This is a genomic window from Xaviernesmea rhizosphaerae, assembly GCF_001938945.1.
In the GTDB taxonomy this organism is placed as follows: Bacteria; Pseudomonadota; Alphaproteobacteria; order Rhizobiales; family Rhizobiaceae; genus Xaviernesmea; species Xaviernesmea rhizosphaerae.
This window is the reverse complement of sequence record NZ_MKIO01000022.1, coordinates 92948-112208: the sequence shown is the minus strand read 5'-3', so window position 1 is coordinate 112208 and position 19261 is coordinate 92948. Positions and strand designations below refer to the sequence as shown.

General features: G+C 57.2%; 12 protein-coding genes and 1 pseudogene. 9 read left to right on the top strand and 4 right to left on the bottom strand.

Translation table 11 applies throughout. The features are described 5' to 3' along the window. Positions 1-130 precede the first annotated feature (130 nt). On the top strand, positions 131-928 hold the full coding sequence (locus tag BJF92_RS07030; protein ID WP_075634057.1) for an IclR family transcriptional regulator: 798 nt from the start codon (positions 131-133) through the stop codon (positions 926-928). A gap of 52 nt (positions 929-980) precedes the next feature. Here the strand turns inward: BJF92_RS07030 and BJF92_RS24705 are convergent. The 3 genes and pseudogenes from BJF92_RS24705 to BJF92_RS07020 form a co-directional block, all read right to left on the bottom strand. After that, a pseudogene (locus BJF92_RS24705) lies at positions 981-1766 on the bottom strand (site-specific integrase). Then, on the bottom strand, positions 1763-2167 hold the full coding sequence (locus tag BJF92_RS07025) for a type II toxin-antitoxin system VapC family toxin (RefSeq protein ID WP_075634056.1): 405 nt from the start codon (positions 2165-2167) through the stop codon (positions 1763-1765). The pseudogene BJF92_RS24705 and the gene BJF92_RS07025 overlap by 4 nt, the downstream one beginning before the upstream one ends. Then, on the bottom strand, positions 2164-2421 hold the full coding sequence (locus tag BJF92_RS07020; protein WP_075634055.1) for a type II toxin-antitoxin system VapB family antitoxin: 258 nt from the start codon (positions 2419-2421) through the stop codon (positions 2164-2166). The genes BJF92_RS07025 and BJF92_RS07020 overlap by 4 nt, the downstream gene beginning before the upstream one ends. 198 nt (positions 2422-2619) lie before the next feature. Here BJF92_RS07020 and BJF92_RS07015 point away from each other — a divergent pair, with 198 nt between their 5' ends. From BJF92_RS07015 to BJF92_RS06990, 6 genes are all read left to right on the top strand, one after another. After that, entirely contained in the window at positions 2620-3756 is a 1137-nt protein-coding gene (locus BJF92_RS07015; RefSeq protein ID WP_075634054.1) for an RHE_PE00001 family protein, read from the top strand. Between the two features lie 264 nt (positions 3757-4020). Beyond that, positions 4021-5079 carry a hypothetical protein gene (locus BJF92_RS07010; RefSeq protein WP_075634053.1) on the top strand — a complete coding sequence of 353 codons (1059 nt, stop codon included), beginning with the start codon at positions 4021-4023 and terminating at the stop codon, positions 5077-5079. Positions 5080-5197: 118 nt separating this feature from the next. After that, positions 5198-6202, top strand: coding sequence for an AAA family ATPase (locus BJF92_RS07005; protein ID WP_075634052.1), 1005 nt, complete (start codon positions 5198-5200; stop codon positions 6200-6202). Then, the gene (locus BJF92_RS07000) at positions 6202-8673 is read left to right on the top strand and encodes a S8 family peptidase (RefSeq protein ID WP_075634051.1); all 2472 of its coding nucleotides are present in this window, start codon (positions 6202-6204) and stop codon (positions 8671-8673) included. The genes BJF92_RS07005 and BJF92_RS07000 overlap by 1 nt, the downstream gene beginning before the upstream one ends. 448 nt (positions 8674-9121) lie before the next feature. Next, positions 9122-11086: a toll/interleukin-1 receptor domain-containing protein gene (locus tag BJF92_RS06995; RefSeq protein WP_245294683.1), complete on the top strand. Its 1965-nt coding sequence runs from the start codon at positions 9122-9124 to the stop codon at positions 11084-11086. Further along, the gene (locus BJF92_RS06990) at positions 11083-12636 is read left to right on the top strand and encodes an argonaute/piwi family protein (RefSeq protein WP_075634049.1); all 1554 of its coding nucleotides are present in this window, start codon (positions 11083-11085) and stop codon (positions 12634-12636) included. The genes BJF92_RS06995 and BJF92_RS06990 overlap by 4 nt, the downstream gene beginning before the upstream one ends. Positions 12637-12676: 40 nt before the next feature. Here the strand turns inward: BJF92_RS06990 and BJF92_RS06985 are convergent, their stop codons facing one another. Continuing rightward, complete coding sequence (locus tag BJF92_RS06985; protein WP_075634048.1) at positions 12677-15508, bottom strand: restriction endonuclease; 2832 nt, start codon at positions 15506-15508, stop codon at positions 12677-12679. A gap of 121 nt (positions 15509-15629) precedes the next feature. Between BJF92_RS06985 and BJF92_RS06980 the strand changes: the two genes are divergently transcribed. Together BJF92_RS06980 and BJF92_RS06975 are read left to right on the top strand one after the other, a co-directional pair. Next, positions 15630-17414, top strand: a complete 1785-nt coding sequence (locus BJF92_RS06980; RefSeq protein WP_075634047.1) for an ATP-dependent nuclease — start codon at positions 15630-15632, stop codon at positions 17412-17414. A 28-nt stretch (positions 17415-17442) separates the two neighbouring features. Beyond that, positions 17443-19182, top strand: coding sequence for an ATP-dependent helicase (locus BJF92_RS06975; RefSeq protein WP_245294682.1), 1740 nt, complete (start codon positions 17443-17445; stop codon positions 19180-19182). Positions 19183-19261: the final 79 nt, after the last annotated feature.

Genomic DNA, 19261 nt, shown 5'->3' with positions numbered 1-19261 from the left:
CAAATGCATTGGAGGTCCGTGGCTGCTGACTCAGCCTTGCGCCGCGATATCGGGAGGCACCTGTTCAAACGCGACGGCGGTGACTATCGTCGCCTTGTGATTTGCAAGCTTGTAGGCGGGGGATTCGGGTGTGACGGACAATGAAGATCACAATGATCGCCAGTCTGGCGGCATCCAGTCGCTCGATGCGGCCCTGAAGCTGCTGAACGCAATGCGGGCCTATCCGGGGCCGGTCGCGCTGTCGGAACTGGCGCGTGATTGCGGCATGCCGCCGAGCAAGGCGCATCGCTATCTGACGTCTTTTGCCAATGCGGGCCTTGTCGTCCAGGCCGGGCGTTCGGGCAAATACGATCTCGGTCATGGCGCGGTCATGCTGGGGCTTGCAGCCCTCGCGCGGCACGACTTCGTCAACCGCGCATCGGATGTCCTGCCGGAACTCTGCCAGGAAACGGGTCTTACCGTGCTGCTGTCCGTCTGGGGCACGCATGGCGCGACAGTGGTTCGCTGGGAGCGGGCTGCAACGCCCGCTGTCACCTCGATGGGGCTCGGAACGATCCTGCCACTTCTCAACTCGGCGACTGGCCGGGCTTTTCTCGCCTGGGCGCCGCCGGCACCCCTGAAGGATATCCGCAGCGCCGAATTGCGGGAGGCCCGCCGGACATCGGCCACCGCCGGCCAGCGGATCGTCAGCGACAAGGATATCGAGAAGCTGGTCGCGGAGACGCGTGAGCGCGGCTACGCTTCAGTCGAGGGCCGCTACATTCCCGGCCTTGTTGCGATCGCCGCACCGATCCTCGACTGGCAGGGGGAGGCACAAGCCGTCGTCACGCTGATCGGAACCGATCCGGAAGTCATGCAGCCCGAGTCCGGATCCACAAAATCGCTGATCGCCTGTTGCCAGCGGCTGTCATACGCCAAATTGGCGTGAAGGTGGCTGTATGCATCTCCTTTCTCCGTCAGGAGACGCACACGTTTCGACGCTACTTTACGAAGAACCAATTCGCCGCCATGGCAAGATGCTGTAATGCCTCCACGCGATAGAATAACAGAGCCGCCCGCCCGCTTCTGCGGGTGGCGCTGTTGTAATCTTCCGAGGCCTGCTGGACGGACCGATGCCTCGATTGCTCCATGGCCTCAGTGAGCGGAATGCGGCGATTGGCCGCCTCCGTCAGACAGCCAGACCGCAATCCGTGCGCAGAGAACTCCGCCGGGTCGAGACCTGCTTATCGCGCACGCTGCTTGACGATGTCATTCACCGCGGAAGGGTCGAGACATCGCCCCAGCGATCAATCCCCCGAAACACGCTGCCGCTTTCAATCCGCGCCATTTTGTCAGCGTCGATCAGGTGGCCAGCCGCCGGCGCACTGTATCGGGCGCATGAGATCCTGCGGCCTTCAGGAAGGCCTGAAGGCGAAGCTGGTCTTCGACGTCGATTGGCATTCCTTGCTGAGGATCAGCAAGACGTGTTTCCGAGCCCCACAGATGCTGCGCCACAATTTTCAACAGAAGCGCTTCCGGCGCCGGCCATAGAAGAGGACCGCCGATCGCTGAGAGCGATCAGGCGTGCAGATGGGCAAGGTCGGAGGTGCGCGCCCGCAGCGTGTTCTCGCCCATGCCCTGGTTGACGAGATGCCTTAGCGTTTCGATGTCCTGGTCGGTCAGCAGGTCCGCCGAGGCGTCGCGACGCCCCATTGGCAGACCGAGGCGATCGTGTGCAGGGCTGACACACGACGATCCAAAGAACTGTTGGACTCGGCGTTGCTCATGCCGATGACGACGCCGGATGCAGTTTCAGGTCGGTTTGCGAGAAGTCACGCCCCTTGAACAACAGGGGCGCCTTAGCCACCGCTGAGACTGCGTAGGAAAAGCAATCCCCCATGTTGAGGCCCGCGGGATGGCGGCCTTTGCCGTAGTGCTGCAATGCCTGTTCGGCCACGCGATAGTGCTGCCGATCAAACGCGAGGCAGGTCACGTTAGAAGCCTCGGAGAGGCTCGTGATGATATGACTTGGGTTGAGAAACCTCTTGGCCGCCAATACGGTTCTTGTTTCAAAGAGCGTGGGCCACCCGATGACGATATCGTTCTCTGCCATGACGAGCTTGAATTTTTCGGCTTCCGGCTCTTCGAGGAAGATCGCGATTAGAACCGATGTATCGATAGCGATCACTTCGGCAACCCATTCTCATCGTAGAGGTCATCATGCGCCGAGGTCGTGCTGGTCGGAACGGTTCGCCGGCCTTCAGCGGCAAGCTCCCAGACCACATCCAGCGGATGGGCCTTGTTTTGGCTGCGGAGCTCGATGTCGTATCGTTCGAGGGCCTGTTCAACGAGCTTGTTAATCGGTTGGCCGGTGCGGCGTGCGAGCGCATGCGCGAGATCACGGGCCTTGCTGCTGCGGATGGAAAGTTGCGGTTCGGACATGTTCGGCGCCCCAGCGTGGATTTAACGCCATCGAAGATAAGGAATTGCATCAATGATGGCAAGGCAAGCGCACCCTGATGGCTTATCTCCGATAAGGGGTACTTATCGATGGTTATAACTCAATCCTGCAATTATACCATGTGAGGAACCGCAATTTTAATATAGAGTTCGTTTAGCAAATCATTTACCATGATTTCAATGGCTTGCGATCTCGCGAAAATTAGCATGAGCACCCTGATGCGGCCGGCTTTCGATGCCGGCATCGCGCTGACGCGTCTGGACGAGCGGATTGCGCGTTCGCCGGTTGGCGCCGGCTTACTCGAGCGGCAGAATTTCGCCGACGCGTGTGCCTCGCTGTGGATCGACGGGGAGCTCGTTCACCTCGAAGACCTTGTCCTCCATGACGCCACCCGCGACATCCGCACGCCGACCCACGAACTCACCATCGCCCGCGACGTTTTACGAACCCGCCGACGCATTGCTGGTCAATCGCCGGATTGGACGTTATCGGCAGAGGGTATCCGAATTTTGCGACAGACGTCGGACATCAATCCGGTCGGCGCCGGGGCGATGGAGCCGGCCGGCTTCAATCGGCCCGCAGCCGCTGCAAAAAATCCGGAAGGGGAGGGGGACGATGACCTGACCGATCTGTCGGGTGTCGACTATGCCGCCATCGATGCGACGCTGGCCCGATCGTCGGCCGCAATCGAAGACGCAACCCGGCCTGGCGGGGCCAGAGGCCGCGTTGCAGCCGAGAAGGATCCGATGATCTACGATCTCGACTGGGACGAGGATGCCCGGCTCGACGAATGGCGCGGCGTGTTGCGCCAGGCCGAAAACCTGCCGGCGGTACTGCAGGCGATCGTGGCCTTCGATGCCTGGAACGAGCTTGCCGTCCTCCAGCACGCCCCCTGGCTTGGCCGGCTTTTTGCCGCGTCCATCCTGCGGCAGGGTAGCATAACCACCGGAGCCCATCTTGCCGCCATCAATCTTGGCTTGAAAACCATTCCCGTCGATCGACGCCGGCATCGCGACCGCGAAACCCGGCTGCTGGCGATTGCTCAGGGTTTGCTGGCGGCCGCCGAGATCGGCATCAAGGAACATGACCGGCTGGCGTTGGCGCGCACGCTGTTCGAGCGAAAACTCGAAGGACGGCGCACGTCTTCAAGATTGCCGGAACTGGTCGAACTGGTGATGGCAAAGCCGCTGGTGTCGGCCGGGATGGTGGCCAAGACGCTCGACGTCACGCCGCAGGCGGCGCGGCGGATCGTTTCGGAGCTCGGCCTGCGCGAGATGACGGGGAGGGGGAGGTTCCGGGCGTGGGGCGTGGTATAGCGCGGGTGTCGACAGCGTCTATGAAGCTGGCTGTGCGTTTTGGGTCAACGCGCTGATCGAAATTTCCCAGGTTGAACTCAATTTTGGTAAGGCTGCCGATGTAAATATCAGCTGTCTTGGCTGTCGACCGGGAACTTGCTGCCAACAGAAGGGCGCGCTGATGTTTGACCGTGCCGTGGAGCTCAGCGTCCTGCTAGACATCGATCAAGGTCGCCGACCATTCTAGTTCCGTGCAATAGTTTCAGAATATCGGGGAAGTGTCACATGGCCCAGATGAAAGAACTTCAGATCGAAACTCACAATCTTGCACGGGACTGGGAGGTCTTGCTTGAAAACATCCTGAGCCAGAAGGAAATTGGCGATGCGGCACTGCTGAAACCGGATGAAGGGCCGTCCTCGCAGGAGGAATGGCAGTCTTACCGTTTGGTACCGGACCTGAGATTCCAGCCGAAAGGCATGAAATTCAAAGCGGCAGTCGACATCAAAATGTTCCGTTGGCAGAACGAATGGCGCCGTCGGGTGCGCGACGCGACCTCCCACATGCGGGAGATCCTGGCAACGAGCGATTTCGAGCGCGGCATCATCATCCTCACGCTCGAACTGCCTGATCACACGCTTGCACACCTGGTTTCACCTGCGGACTCCGGCATCGAGATCTGGGATATCAGCAAGCTGCGCGAGCTTGTCGAGGGGAACGAAGAACTTTCAAACGAGCTGGAAGAGCTTGTCGCGGAGACGATCCTCGACGATCGTACACCTCTTCCCGTCAGGGTCGCACATGAAGTGCGGCAAGGCAGCCTCCTCGCAACCAGACTACGGCAGAGCGCGCCCGGCTCGGGGGGGTGGAGAGAATTCGAGTTGCTGAGTGAAGAGGCGATCCGGCTGCTCTTTGGCCGCGAGCTCTTGAATCTCACCGCACAGCTGCGCACGGACGACGGATTGAATCGGATGGATCTCGTGGGGAGGATCAAGAGCGAGGGCAGCTCCTTCTGGTCAATGATCGCATCGGACTTCTCAACGCGATACATTGTCTTTGACGCAAAGAACTTCGAGGAACCGATTACTCAGTCCGAGATCCAGATCACGGAAAAGTATCTTTTTGCCAAGGGGCTGAGAACCGTGGCAGTTGTCATAGCCCGCAACGGTGCAGACAGGAACGCGTGGAAACTCGCCGAAACTCAGCTCCGCGAGAACGGAAAGTTCATTATGGTCATAACGCTCGCCGACTTGTGCTCAATGCTCGAAGGCGCTGATGCAGGGGATCCACCCGAAAATCTGCTCTTTCAAAGAATGGATGAAATGCTGATGAGAATGGGCCGATAGACTGCGATCAGTTTTCCGGAACGGGATAGTAACGGATTGGTTGTTATCTATTCGGGAATTGCGTTGCAAATTGCGCTGCAGCTGATAGTCCAAAAGCAGAACGAAACGGCAAATCAACATGACCACGTCTCGCCACATCGTGACCCTTTTGAAAAGCCACATCGCGGGCGATGAGGAGCGATTCCTGTCGACCGCGCTGCAGTTGGCCGCCCATGAAGCGCGGCAAGGGCATGGCAAACTGGCGCAGGAGGTCAAGGATCTCGTGGATACGGCGAAGACGCGAGAGCCGAGCATGCGCCGCCCGGGCGGAGCAGTTGCACTGGTGCAGCCGAAAGGTGAGCTCGCCGGACTGCTAAGCGCTCGTTATCCCGACATACGCCTTGCAGACATGGTGCTGGCGCACCCGCTTCGCCAGCGTCTCGACCGTATCCTCGCTGAACAGCGACAGCAGGCAAACCTGCGCAGCCACGGACTACAGCCACGACGAAAGATCCTGCTCGTTGGTCCGCCGGGCGCCGGCAAGACGATGACGGCGAGTGCTTTGGCAGGGGAACTTCACCTTCCTTTGTTTACGATCCTGCTGGATGGTCTGATTACAAAGTTCATGGGCGAAACCGCGTCGAAACTGCGTCTGGTTTTCGACGCGATGACCGCAACCCGCGGCGTCTATCTTTTCGATGAATTCGATGCGATCGGGGCAAAGAGGGGGGACCGGCAGGACGTGGGAGAAATCCGGCGTGTGCTCAACTCCTTTCTACAGTTTGTCGAGCAGGACGAAAGCCACGCGGTGATCGTCGCTGCGACCAACCATCCCGAACTGTTGGATCGCGCTCTTTTCCGTCGCTTTGACGACGTCATTGAATATTCGCTTCCGGATGTATCGCTAATCGAAGCGATCCTGCGTAACAGACTAGATCGCTTTGCAACGTCCGACATGTCATGGTCCGACGTTGCTGCCGCCGCACAGGGACTCTCGCCGGCGGAGATTTCCCGCGTGGCTGATGACGCCGCCAAATCCGTCATTCTGGACAATTCGGGCACCGTAACCGCCGATAGCATACTTGACGCGATTGCCGAACGCCGCACCGCCGCCGAAACCATGGATGCGAGCAACAGGCCCTGATGGCGACCGGACCACGCAATCGACCGCACTTTCTCCTCAAAGATAACGGCACGGTAGAGCCGTATCGTCGCCCGAACCGGAAAATTGACCCCCCGGCATTGCCTTTGCGCAACAGACAGGCCCACGCTCAAGCACTGGCGCAAGCCGTCGGGACAGCCGTCGCCGCGGCAGAGCACCAGCTTGCCGCGCCCGGGGTGACAGCTTTTGAAACACGAGGATTCTATCTCGAATTCGATCTTCCTGCTTCAGAACGGGCTGGGATCGACCAGCTCGCGAACAGGCAACAGAAGATGGAGGTGGTCGCCGTTCGCGAGGCGGACGGCGATGGCGGTGGTCTCAAGGCTGCGGTATTCGTCCCGGAACGCGCGAAAAACTACTTCCTGAACAAGATTGAACAGTATCGAACAACGGACACAGACAAGGGGCGGCCGCGAAACGAGCCCCTGATATCCCGAATCGACACGGCTCAGCTTGCTTCGGCACGCTCCCTCTTCACTGATGAGGATGAGCTGTTTCCGCAGCATGCCGATGTGGCAGTGTGGTGGGAGGTCTGGCTGCGCGAAGGCCGGCGCGAGCGGTTCGAAGCCATGGCTGCCGCCCTGGAAATACAGATGCGCCAGCATGCCATCCGGTTTCCGGAGCGTGAAGTTGTTCTGGCGCTTGCAAGCACAGTAACCATGGATCGTGTGGTAGCGAGCAGCGATACCATCGCCGAGTTGCGTCGAGCAAAGGATACTCCGGCGGTTTTCACAGGTCTTGGAGGCGCCGAGCAAAAAGCCTGGACCGACGATCTGGCGGATCGGGTGCAGGTCTCGGAAGCCGCCGATGAAGTTGCTATATGTCTGCTTGACAGTGGGGTGCGCCGCACACATCCACTGATCGAGCCTGTATTGTCGGTAGATGATTGGCACACGATCAATCCCGACTGGGGTGCCGACGACACGCCCGCGTGGCAGGGCCATGGCACGCGCATGGCGGGGGTTGCTCTTTACAATGATCTGATCGGTCCGCTGGCCGCCCAGGATCCCTTCGAAATTCGATATCGTCTCGAGAGTGTCAGAATTCTGCCTCCTGGCGACGCAGAGGAAAATCGACCAGATCTCTACGGCGCTATTACGGGTGAGGCGATCGCTCGAGCCGAAATCCAGGCGCCCCACAGAAGCCGCGTCATCACGACCGCCATCACCAGCTCGAACCATTCCCGTGGACGGGCCTCCTCCTGGTCTTCATCGATCGACCAGCTGTGCTTTGAAACCGATGCGCAGCGGTTGGTCCTGATATCGGCTGGAAACATACGCATCGATCTGACGCCGGCCGATCTGCTTGTTCGCAATGACATCGAGCCTCTGGACGATCCGGCGCAGGCATGGAATGCGATCACCGTCGGGGCTTTCACCAACAAGGTTGATGTTATCGATGCAGCTTTTGCGGGATACATCCCGATTGCGCCAGCCGGAGAACTCTCACCCGCCAGCAGGACCTCTGTCAGCTGGGATCGCCAGTGGCCGGTCAAGCCGGATATCCTCATGGAGGGCGGGAACCTGGCGCATGATGGTGAGAATCCGGGAGAGCCGATCGACGATCTTCGCATCCTGACAACGCATTTCCGCCCAGAAAATCGCTATTTCTCTACAATTGGCGATACAAGCTCCGCAACCGCACAGGCTGCGAAGCTGGCAGCAGAGATAATCGTGGGAAGGCCCGGGCTCTGGCCAGAGACCGTCCGTGCCTTGCTTGTCCATTCCGCTGAATGGACGCCTGTGATGGCCGCCCGCATCGCGAACTGCCACGGCAACAAGACGCAGTTGCAGGCGCTTCTCCGCCGTTATGGTTATGGAGTGCCTGATCTTGGCCGGGCGCTGCTTTCAGCCAATAATGATCTGACCTTGATGATCGAGGACGAAATCCGACCTTTCCAGCGAGAAGGTACCGGATCGGTCAAGATGCGAGATATGAAGCTCCATATGCTGCCCTGGCCAAAGGAGGACCTCCTGTCCCTTGGCGCCGAGCCTGTCGAAGTCCGTGTCACGCTGTCGTATTTCATCGAGCCGAATCCCGGCGAGCGAGGCTGGACGAGGCGCCACAGATATGCCTCGCACGGATTGCGCTTCCAGATGAAGACGGCAACTGAAACAGTGGGAGAGTTTCGAGCGCGCATCAACCAGGCTGCGCGAAACGAGGAAGAAGGTGCGCCAGTCAACGTCGGTGAAGGCTGGCTACTGGGAACGTTCCGCGACAGCGGGTCGCTGCACTCGGATTTCTGGCGGGGGACGGCGGCAGATCTTGCGGAGCGTGACGCAATCGGCATCTTTCCAGTTGGTGGCTGGTGGAAGGAAAAGCCGTATCTTGATCGATACAACGATCACGCTCGCTACTCGTTGATCGTAACCATACGTGCTCCCAATGCCGAGGTCGATCTCTATGCGGCTGTCGAGACAATCCTGACAACGGAAATCGTCGCAGAGGCATAGGCTCCGGTGAATTGACCGGTGGTTAGAGCAAATCAGGCTTGACTTCTCAGGCCCCAAAGGCGCCCGGCGAATAGAGAAAAAAAGCGGCCAGTAGACGCGAGCAGGATGGGCCGACCAGCGTCCAGATCGCGTCCGCGACTTTGTCGGGTGTGAAGAACGTGAGCGGTGGACCGGAACTCTGACGCTTCCACACACATGTCTTGATCTGGATCCACCGACGGCTTTTCACCGATTGAAATAGTCGATCTGTCGGTGGTAATTTCGCCGGCCTATTAGAAGAAGCAGGAAAGCCCTGCATCGCTCGCTTCGATGGTCGGAGCGGGTGGACAAGTAGGACATTAGAATAATTCCTTCGGTCGACGTGCCAAGCTTATGCGGGAAAAAGCCCCACTAAAATTGACAACTGTTGGTAACTCTGTCGCCATCACAGTCTGCCCCGGCCACCAACTTGACGATCACTGTACTTGCCGATCATCCTCCGGCAATGAAGTATGATTTCTCAACGCTATCTGCAGATGAGTTCGAAGACCTGAGCCGCGATCTCGTCGGGGCTGACCTAGCCATCCGGTTCGAAGCTTTTACTGTCGGCACCGATAGCGGGATCGACGGGCGTCACGCGGTTGCAGACGGGTCCATCGTTCTCCAGGCAAAACACTATTTCCGCTCCGGCTTTTCGAAGCTCAGATCGAAAATGAAGGAGGAACGGCATTCCATCGATGAATTGAATCCGAAGCGATATGTCCTGGCGACATCCGTTGCGTTGACGCCCGCCAACAAGGACGCACTCGCCGAGCTCATCGGACCCTCCTTGCTCTCGACGGGTGACATCTTCGGAGCCGACGACCTAAACGCCTTACTACGAGCTTATCCCGAGATCGAAAAGGCGCATCAGAAGCTCTGGGGCCAGAACACCTCTGTGCTCGAGGAGGTACTGTCATCGGTCGTTCGCAAGGCGATGGCGTCTGAGACCATACCGCCGGCATTGTCCAGGCTTATGCCTCCACCGGCTACCGGCAATTCGACCGTGGCCAAGCCAGTCGAACGCGATGTCGTCTTCATCATCAAGGCCTCGCCAATCGACGATGAGTTTACGCTGTGGCTTGCTCCGAAACTCGAGGCCGAGGGCTACCAGGTTTTCGCTGATGTCTTGACGCTTCAACCCGGTGACCGCTGGCGACGCGAGATCAATGCCGCGCTTCGCCACCGCGCGGCGAAAGTATTGCTACTATGCCGGGATTCCACACTTGCCGATGAGAATGTCCAGGACGATCTCGACATCGCGTTGGAACTTGCGAAGGATCTCGGCGACCAGCGCTTCGTGGTTCCATTGCGGATGGAAACGTTTCGGAAGGTCAAGGGGCTTGGCGACACGGTTGCCGTCGATTTCGTCAAGGGTTGGGGCGATGGTCTCAACAAGCTGCTGGACACGCTTCAACGCCAGAAAGTGCCTCGGAATTGCGACAACGCGTCGATCAATCCAAACTGGGAAATGTTTCGCCGACGGGGCACGATCGAGATCACCGACGAGCCGGAACGGCTGACGTCCAACTGGCTGCGCATCGTGGAAACGCCGGACGTCATCCGCTACTTCGAAAGCTCCGGGGCCATTGACAAGAACCGGCTTCAGCGGGCGCTCGATGGCTTTGGCCATCCGTGCGCGCTGGTCGGGGGAAACGGGTTCCTCGCATTCGGGCATCAACCCGAAATCGAGATGGCGTTCGAATCCGCCGGCCGCTTCAAGATAAAGCACGAAATTCCGCTCGACGAATTTGTCGCCAAGGGCTTCGCTAAGCTCCGGGTCGATCGCCAGACAGCGTCGAACCTTGTGATCGCCATGATGAAGAGGGCTTGGTTCAACTACTGCAAGCGCAACGGTTTCATCGAGCACACCTATTCAAACTCCGTGGGCTTCCATGCATCGGCAGAGCATGCGCCGACGGGCAAGAAAATCCCTTGGGGAAACCAGGGTGAAAAGAGACGCTCCTCGATGCTTCGCAATTCGGCCAAGGGCCACATTTGGCAATTCGGCGTGACGGCAATCCCGACTTTTTGGCCGTTCTGGCATTTCAAGCTCAAATCCCGGGTCCTTTTCGCAGAGGACAACCAAACGCCGGCAGGTGTTGCGATTGACGACCCCAAAAAGCTCCATCGGCTCAGGCGTTCCGTCTGCAAGGGATGGCGGAACAAACAATGGTATGGGCGAATGCTCGCGTTCCTCGAACTCCTTTCAGGGGAGTCGGCTTTCATCCGCCTTCCCCTTTCGGAGACGACTGAGATCGTCATCGAAGCGACACCAATGTTGTTTTCGTCTCCGGTGAGCACGGTTCTCCCGAACCTCGTCGACGAGGATGATGAGGAGACGGATGCAAGCACTCTCGGCCGACCGGACAACGATGAGGAGGGTGGCGAATGAAGTTTCCGGAGCGATCGCTGGAAGTTGACCATATTCACGAGCCGGAACTGGAGTTCGCGTTCGGTCAAAAGACCGCCCATCCGAAGGACGGTCTTCATCTATACGGACCGCATGCCAAGGCGAAGAAGGCTTCGCCGATCCGGGTTGGCGTCATCGGTACGAGTGATGGGATCGCCCTTTTCCGCGCCTGGAGCCGCGAGCTTCAGTCCATCGTCCAGGTTCCTCCGCCGGGCAAGGGCGAGAAGGCCAATCGGCTGCATCTTGCCAATTTCCCAGGACTCGAGGAAACGTTCGGCATCTATTACGAGCCTGATGAACTTAGCGCGCTGTCGATCCCGCTCGAGGACATCGAGCGGGCGTCGCGGATCTTCAATCAGCACGAGGCCGTCGACAAGGTCTCGCGTCTCTATATCGATCGAGTGAACAAGCATCTTCGCAATGAAGAGCGCGCCGTGGACATATGGATCCTCGTTCTTCCGGAAATCGTCTATGAGCGCTGCAGGCCGGAGTCAAAGCGGACAGGTCTCGCCACGGAAAAGGGAGATTTCGGCAAAAAGCAGAAGAAGCGCGAAAGCCTACCTCTCCTTGCCGGGGTCATCGACCAGAGCGATGAAACGATTTTCGACGATGTTCCCGATTTCCATCGCCGGATAAAGGCCGACTTCCTGAATATTGCTCCAACGCAGCTGGTCCGGGAAACGACGCTGGCGCCTGGCGCCTTCCTTAACAAGGCCGGGTACCCGATCCGCAAGACCCAGGATCGGGCTACTGTAGCCTGGAACCTCGCGACTGGGCTCTACTACAAAACCCAGCCGCGACCGCCATGGCGTCTAGCAACGATCAGACCCGGCGTGTGCTATCTCGGCATGGTCTACAAAAGCCTCCCCAATGACCCGGACGGCCACGCTTGTTGCGCCGCGCAGATGTTCCTGAATGAGGGTGACGGAGTTGTCTTCCGTGGCGCAAACGGCCCATGGAAGACGGGTGACTACGAGTACCACCTAAAGCGTGGTGCAGCGAAGGATCTGCTGAAGCTCGTGCTCGACAGCTACGTCGATACGCATGGCAAAGCTCCCAAGGAGCTCTTCATACACGGTCAGACATACTTCAACGACGAAGAATGGGAAGCGTTCGCAGAAGCCGCGCCGAAGGGGACCAACGTCGTTGGCGTGCGGATCCGTTCAACCGGCGGCGAGACGAAGCTGTTCCGGGATGGCGATTACCCCGTGCTTCGCGGCACCGCTCTACTTCTCGACCCACAATCAGCTTATATCTGGACCACCGGTTATGTTCCGCAGCTTGACACCTATATCGGCCCGGAGACACCGAATCCTCTTCACATCAAGGTGACGCGCTATAAGGATTCGAAACCCGAGATCCGCGACGTCCTTTCCGACATCATGGGCCTCACCAAGATCAACTACAATTCCTGCAACTTCAACGACGGCCTTCCGGTAACGGTCCGCTTTGCCCGGATGGTCGGAGATGTTCTAACGATGGGCTCCGCCGGAAAAGGTGAGAAGAAACAGCCGTTCAAATTTTATATCTGAAGGGCTTTTGCCTCAGCGGACCGGCACTGAAATTCAGGTGTCATGTGTTGAGTGAACGTTTTGCGACTTGACCGCCTTCCTGTCGCTTGGGAGAAGGATCACTGGGAACTTTGAAGATGCCGGGACACGCCGCTTCCAATTTACCGAGAAGCTGAGGGTACTCCTTGCCAAAGCGATTGGATAGCGTTCTCACGAAGGCCGTCCTGGCTTTGATCTTGCTCTGCAATGTTCCTTGTGCAACGAGGAACACGTTACCGATCGCCTTGAAACCCTGTTTACCAATCTTGATCCAGTCGTCGAATTCGTCGATGAACAATATACCGGCGCAGCGGTCAAGAATGATTGTCCTTTCCTCGTCGACCGTCAATCCCTTAGAGAAGACCTGATGCTCATATAGCAGGCGCTCTATGAATTTGCTGCTTGGGCTGAAGCCGACAAACTGGCATTCGGTAAAGATACAGTGCTCGATCATGACCGGCCGGTAGTGCGGACCAGCGATATCTGCGAGCTCGCAATTCTCAAAATTGCTAAAGCTTAGACGGGAGATCGCACCTACACCTACGTCAATCGACAGGTTCATGGCTTTAAACGCAGAGGAGTTCACCTGGAATTCGCCTCGGACCGTCAATGCTCCTCCGGAGAAAGCGCAGCTCTGGAAGATGGTTTTCTGCGTGGAGGCCGCGACGACGCAGTTAGAGAATTGGACGTCCTCAAAATGACTGTCCTGAAGCCGTCCGTTAAACGATACGTCGGTCCAGCTGCCACCTTCAACGCGCCAGCCGATAAAGTGGCTTTGACTGATCGAAGTTTTCGATAATGTTACAAGATGCCAGCCACAATAGTCCCACTGTGTGCCGCGAACGACCAAGCCGTCAATCGTGCGCTTCCTCACAGAAAGCTCCCAGACATGATTGTTCGAGAAGTAGTCTGTTGCGATGACCTCGGTGCCGCTTAACAGTATTCCGACGGCGTTGCGCTTGATGATGTCGCTATCATCTCGCTTTTTTGGGGCGTTTGTCTGGGCAAGCAGGATCGTAGAGACTTTGGATAGCAGCTTGGGATTGACCGTTGCCGCTTCGCCAATGAACGAGATGATCTCGCGCGTATAGGGCTCTGTGAGTGACGTTTTCGCCATCCGTTGATCAGACAGCTTGTCGACAACTGACTTGGCGACAAAAAACTCCATAAATGACTTATGTGTGAAGCGAAACGAAGAGCCTTGCCTCGATAAGAAAGTCGTTACTTGAATATCGGCAGCAAGCTGCTCCGGGTCGAGTTGGCTCAGATCCGCCGAAAAGCCCAGTGACAAGGGCGACTCTTTGGCGACTTTAATGATCTCAGAATGGTCGACGTTGAGATTGGCACGCTTGAACATCGTAAGAGCGATGAGCTGGGCGTATTCCTGACGTTGCTTTTCGCTTAGAAGCTTCCGGCCTTTGCTCTTGCCCCAATCCCTTTTCAGATTGACGCTGGTGTAGGCATCGTAAAGCGAAAAAGCGCCACCGATGACATTGTGGCGGCGGATATCGATCTGGCCTTGCAGAATTGTGTCCTTAATCATCGAAAGCATGATTGGACGCTTCATCAAGTCTGTGAGATCGTAGATTTTTTCGATTTCTGCTTTTACCTCGTTCCAACCGCTGTTGCTGACGTTGCGGAAGTCGCTGTCAAATTTCTTCAGATACTCGTCAATTTGCGCAGGCTGGAACACCTCTAGGTGCGTCACTGTACTGGAGAGGTTCATCAACGGATCGAGAGTGGCGTTGTCTACGTACTTCTCGAAAAGAAACTGGCTCGTCCGAGCCAAGGCTGTGGTTTCGCCGATGTTGAAAAGATGAGCATCCCAACGGCTGGGAAGTCCCGGGTTTTTCTGGCCATCCCTAAAGTTCACTTGCCGAATCAGGTCGTTGAGCTCTTCGGTTGAGACGAAGTAAGCAGGCCGGCACGTCAGAATGACTGGCGAACCCGATGATATTATTCGATGCAAAGACAGAAAGGTCTTGGCCCGATCAGAGCGATCCACGCCAGTAATGATCTCATCGAAGCCGTCGAGGAGAAAAAGGAAGCCCCCCTCGCGTGCAAGGGTCCAAAAGACATTAGAGGGCATGTTACGTTGATATTTTTGCCGAACTGAGCTCGCGATGAATTCGTCAAGCCCCTCATAAAATGAATAGTCTTTCAGTGTGAAGTAAAGTGGACGATGACGGGTTCGCTTCTGCAAAAATAGACTGGAAAATTCGTATTCGAGTCGTCTCAGCAAAGTTGTTTTTCCACCTCCAAAATCGCCGAGGACCGTGAGGAAGCCTTCACCAAAATTTTCGATCCACTCGATGGTGGCTTCTAAAATGTTGTCGATCTGTCCATCAACCTTGGTATAGGGGAGCCGCCCTTGAGCCGATTGTGGCAAGAACTCATGGAATATTTGTTCGGATTCATAGCCTTTCTTTAGAGCCAGGAGAGAATCTGCGACGTTGACCAGATCGTCTTCCAGGTCAGAGAGCAGTACGAGCCTAAATAGCCTGTCGTTGTCCGCCGCGTCCTGTGCACGCTGCGAGAAGCTGGTATTCGTCACCATCACGCAGTGAGATACGCCATGCAGTTTCATCAATGCTCCGAAGGTATTGATGGTATCGAACACATCTTGATTGCTTACAGAGCCTGTTGTTTTGTACTTGCATTCGACAATGATGCGGGTTACGCCGATGCCTTCGAGATGCCGCTCTACGAGAACATCGATCTGTTGCCCACCAAGTGGCACGTTGGTCTTAACGTTATACCCCAATATCGAATACAGGCTTGCGACATAAGCTTCGAGTTCGGCTGGACCAGTGATCCCGCCTTTTGATCGCTTTGGTGTCTGGCGATCAGCCATCACATACTCCCCAAACTGAAATCTAAATCCAATATATTCTAGGTAAAGTAGCAGCGAGCAAGTGGTTGATATACATCCTTGGTGTAAGATCTAAAGCTCGAGAACTGATGGGCCGGAAAACATGCGTCTAAGCAAGCTAAGTGTCCGAAACTTTCGAAATTTCCAATCCGTTGACATCGCGCTCTCGGACAATGTCGTCTTGTTGGGCGAAAACCGTGTCGGCAAGAGCAATCTCCTCTTCGCCATCCGGTTGATACTTGATTCAACGCTCCCGGATTCGGCCCGTCAGCTCAAACTGTCCGATTTCTGGGACGGGGCAGCTGCCCCCTACGAGGATGCGATCGAAGTTCATCTAGAACTCGCAGACTTCGCGAGCGACCTTGGCCTTTTGGCGATGCTTTCTGAGTTCAGGCCTGAGGATAATCCCACGATCGCGCGCCTCACCTATATCTTCCGCAAGAAGGCCGATATCAAAGGCGCGCCACAGTCGAGCGACGACTGCGAGTTTCTCGTGTTCGGCGGCGGTGTTGAGTCGCGGACCGTGCCGAGCAAGGTCCGTCGACGCATTGCGATTGATATGCTCGATGCCTTGCGTGATGCCGAAGGCCAGCTTGGTACATGGAGAAGTTCACCTCTGCGTCCCCTCCTCGAAGACGCAATCGCGGGAGTGACGCGAGCGGAGCTCAATGCCGTCGCGGTTGAACTCGACAAGGTGACGAAGGCGCTCGAGGCGTTTCCGACGATTAAAGATCTGGAAGAGGAGCTGCGCACCGGCATTCTGAATCTTTCCGGCAAGGCGCACGATATCGATGCACGGCTCAGGTTTGCGCCCTCCGATCCGTTGCGGCTCTTCCGAGCTATTGCCATGTTCATTGACGGCGGCAGGCGTGGTATTGCAGAGGCAAGCCTCGGATCGGCCAATGTCGCATTACTCGCGCTAAAGCTTGCTGAATTTGCCTGGCGCAGGAAGAAAAATGAGCGAAATTTCTCGCTCTTGTGCATAGAGGAGCCTGAGGCCCACCTCCATCCGCAACTGCAGCGTTCGGTGTTCAAAAAACTCCTCGCCGGCGGGGATGCAGGACAATCGCTGATCGTCACCAGCCATTCGCCGACGCTCGCTGCGGTCACTCCGTTGCGGTCAATCATTCACCTGAGGACGCGCGATCAGTCGACGCGCGCATTTTCGCTGGCAGAGTTGCCTGTCACGCCTGATGAGCTCGACGACCTGGAGAACTATATTGATGCCACGCGTGCGGAACTGCTGTTCGCCCGTGGCGTGATCTTCGTGGAGGGGGACGCCGAGGAGGCTTTGGTACCAGTGTTTTCCTCGGCCTTGGGCCATGGGCTCGACGATCTCGGCATCAGCATATGCAATGTAGCCGGTACGAACTTCTCACCATATGTCAAATTGGCCGAATCTCTTGGCATGCCCTACGCGGTGATCACCGACTGGGATCCGTTGGACGGCACGAAATTACCCCTCGGCAAGACACGCACGCTGGACCTCTGGGATGACATCCTGAAGGTCCGCAAGCAGCCCGCGGTCAATCCCGTGCAGCGAGGTCAATGGGAAGCGCTCGACTTTGCCGCGTTCGCATCAATGGTTGCACCTGCCGGGATCTTTCTTAACGAGCAGACGTTCGAGGTGTCAGTTGCAAACACGCCGTCCCTTTTGAGCCCTCTCCTCGATATCCTCGGCGCCCAAGGTTTCGGATCGATCCGAACCAAACGCATCGCCTCTTGGCGATCGGGTACGGCTTCAGTTGATCCCGCGCAACTGCTGGCTATGATCGCGGATATCGGCAAAGGCCGGCTCAGCGCAAAACTATCGAAAAAAGCGGTCGGCCTCACCCCACCGAAGTACATTGCCGATGCAATAGCGTACGTGGTGAGCCGTGTCCATTAGTCAGCAACTGCTTAGCGCGATCAATGAATTGAGCACCAATCCGGAGCAAGTCGCAGCTGTGCGCGAGACGGGCCACTGCGTCGTTCTGGCCGGACCAGGAAGTGGCAAGACGAAGACGCTGACGACAGCGATGGCCCGCGCTCTGTCTTACGACATCATTGAACCTCGCGGGGTTGCTTGCATCACCTACAACAATGAGTGCGCAATTGAGCTTGAGACACGCCTTGCCCGCCTTGGGATCGAAAGTGGTGATCGAGCCTTCATCGGAACCGTGCATGGATTCGCTCTGAGCCAGGTCATAGCGCCGTACGCCCGATGCGTACCGATCGGACTGCCTGCAGAGTTTCAGGTGGCGACCCGTGCCCAGACACGAGCTGCGGTCGAGGCGGCCTACGCGACCGCGATCGGCGGTAGCGACGACCCTCATCGTCGATGGAACTTTGCGTCGGAAAAGCGGCGACGGGACGTTGATCGCAGCCGGCCAGACTGGCTAGGCCGCAATCCGGAGCTCGCCGTGTTCATTGAGGCTTATGAGAACGAGCTTCGACGGCAAGGCTTGATCGATTTCGACGATATGCCGCTCCTGGCGTATCGCATGATCAAGGAGCACGACTGGATCAGAGATGCACTTCACGCGCGTTTCCCCGTCTTGTTCGTCGACGAATATCAGGATCTCGGCCATGCATTGCACGAGCTTGTCCTTTTATTGTGTTTTGGCGGGGGCATTCGCTTGTTTGCGGTCGGCGATTCCGACCAATCCATATACGGGTTCACTGGTGCAAACCCCGAACTGCTCGATAGCTTGACCCAACGCTGCGATGTCCGCACCATCAGACTGCGCTTCAACTACCGGTCTGGCGGGAAAATCGTGCGAGCGTCGCTCGGGGCATTGGGAGAGGAGCGTGATTATCGCGAGGCAGAAGGAGCTCCAGAGGGAGAGTTGACATTCTGGCCGGTGACGCTCGGCCTTGATGTGCAGGCACAAGCGATTGCCGACACTGTCATTCCCGATCTGGAAAAGAGAGGCTTTGCACTTGACGAAATAGCCGTGCTGTATCGCGCTGCATATCTCGGGGACAAGATTGCCGAAGCCTTGAAGCGGGCCGGCACGCCCTTTGTACGCAGCGACGGAAACGCACTGGTCAGGCGGAGTTCGCGACTTTCCCGGTTTATCGAGGATTGCGCGCGTTGGGTCGTTGGTGGCTGGAAAAGTGCTGACCCGCGGTATAGCCGCCTGCTTCAGCAAGCGTTGAAGATCGTCTACGGCGCTCAAGTTAGGCCTGACGAAGAGCAACTTCTTTCGGATCAGCTCATCGGCTTTCTCCAAGCTACGATCAACTCCAGCGACACCACCCACACCTGGCTACAACTTTTCGACAGCGAGCTTATTGCACATTGGCGGACGATTGCGCGAAACGCAGAGCAAGAATGGGAGGTCTGTGCCGAGATGATCCGCAATACTGACCCTGTGGCCGACCTCGATATCCCGCTCGCCCATCTCGCCGGCCGTGTAGAGGGAACCGGTCGCGTGAACCTGAGCACGCTGCATAGTGCGAAGGGCAGGGAGTTTGATGCCGTCGTCATGTATGGCGTGAATGCAAGCGATTTTCCCAGTCAACGCGATCGGCAGAGTACCGTTGCGCTCCGTGAAGCGCGCCGTCTTTTCTACGTTGGCGTGACGCGCCCACGGCGGGAACTTGCCTTGGTCTATCAAGAGCATCATCATTCACCGTGGGTAAAGGAACTCTTTGACAGAAGTCAGATATAACGATTGGAGCTGAGGTCTTATAAGCATCTGTTCGTGTTGGAATTTAGCCGCTGAAATCACCTGCCAAAAGTTCTATTCC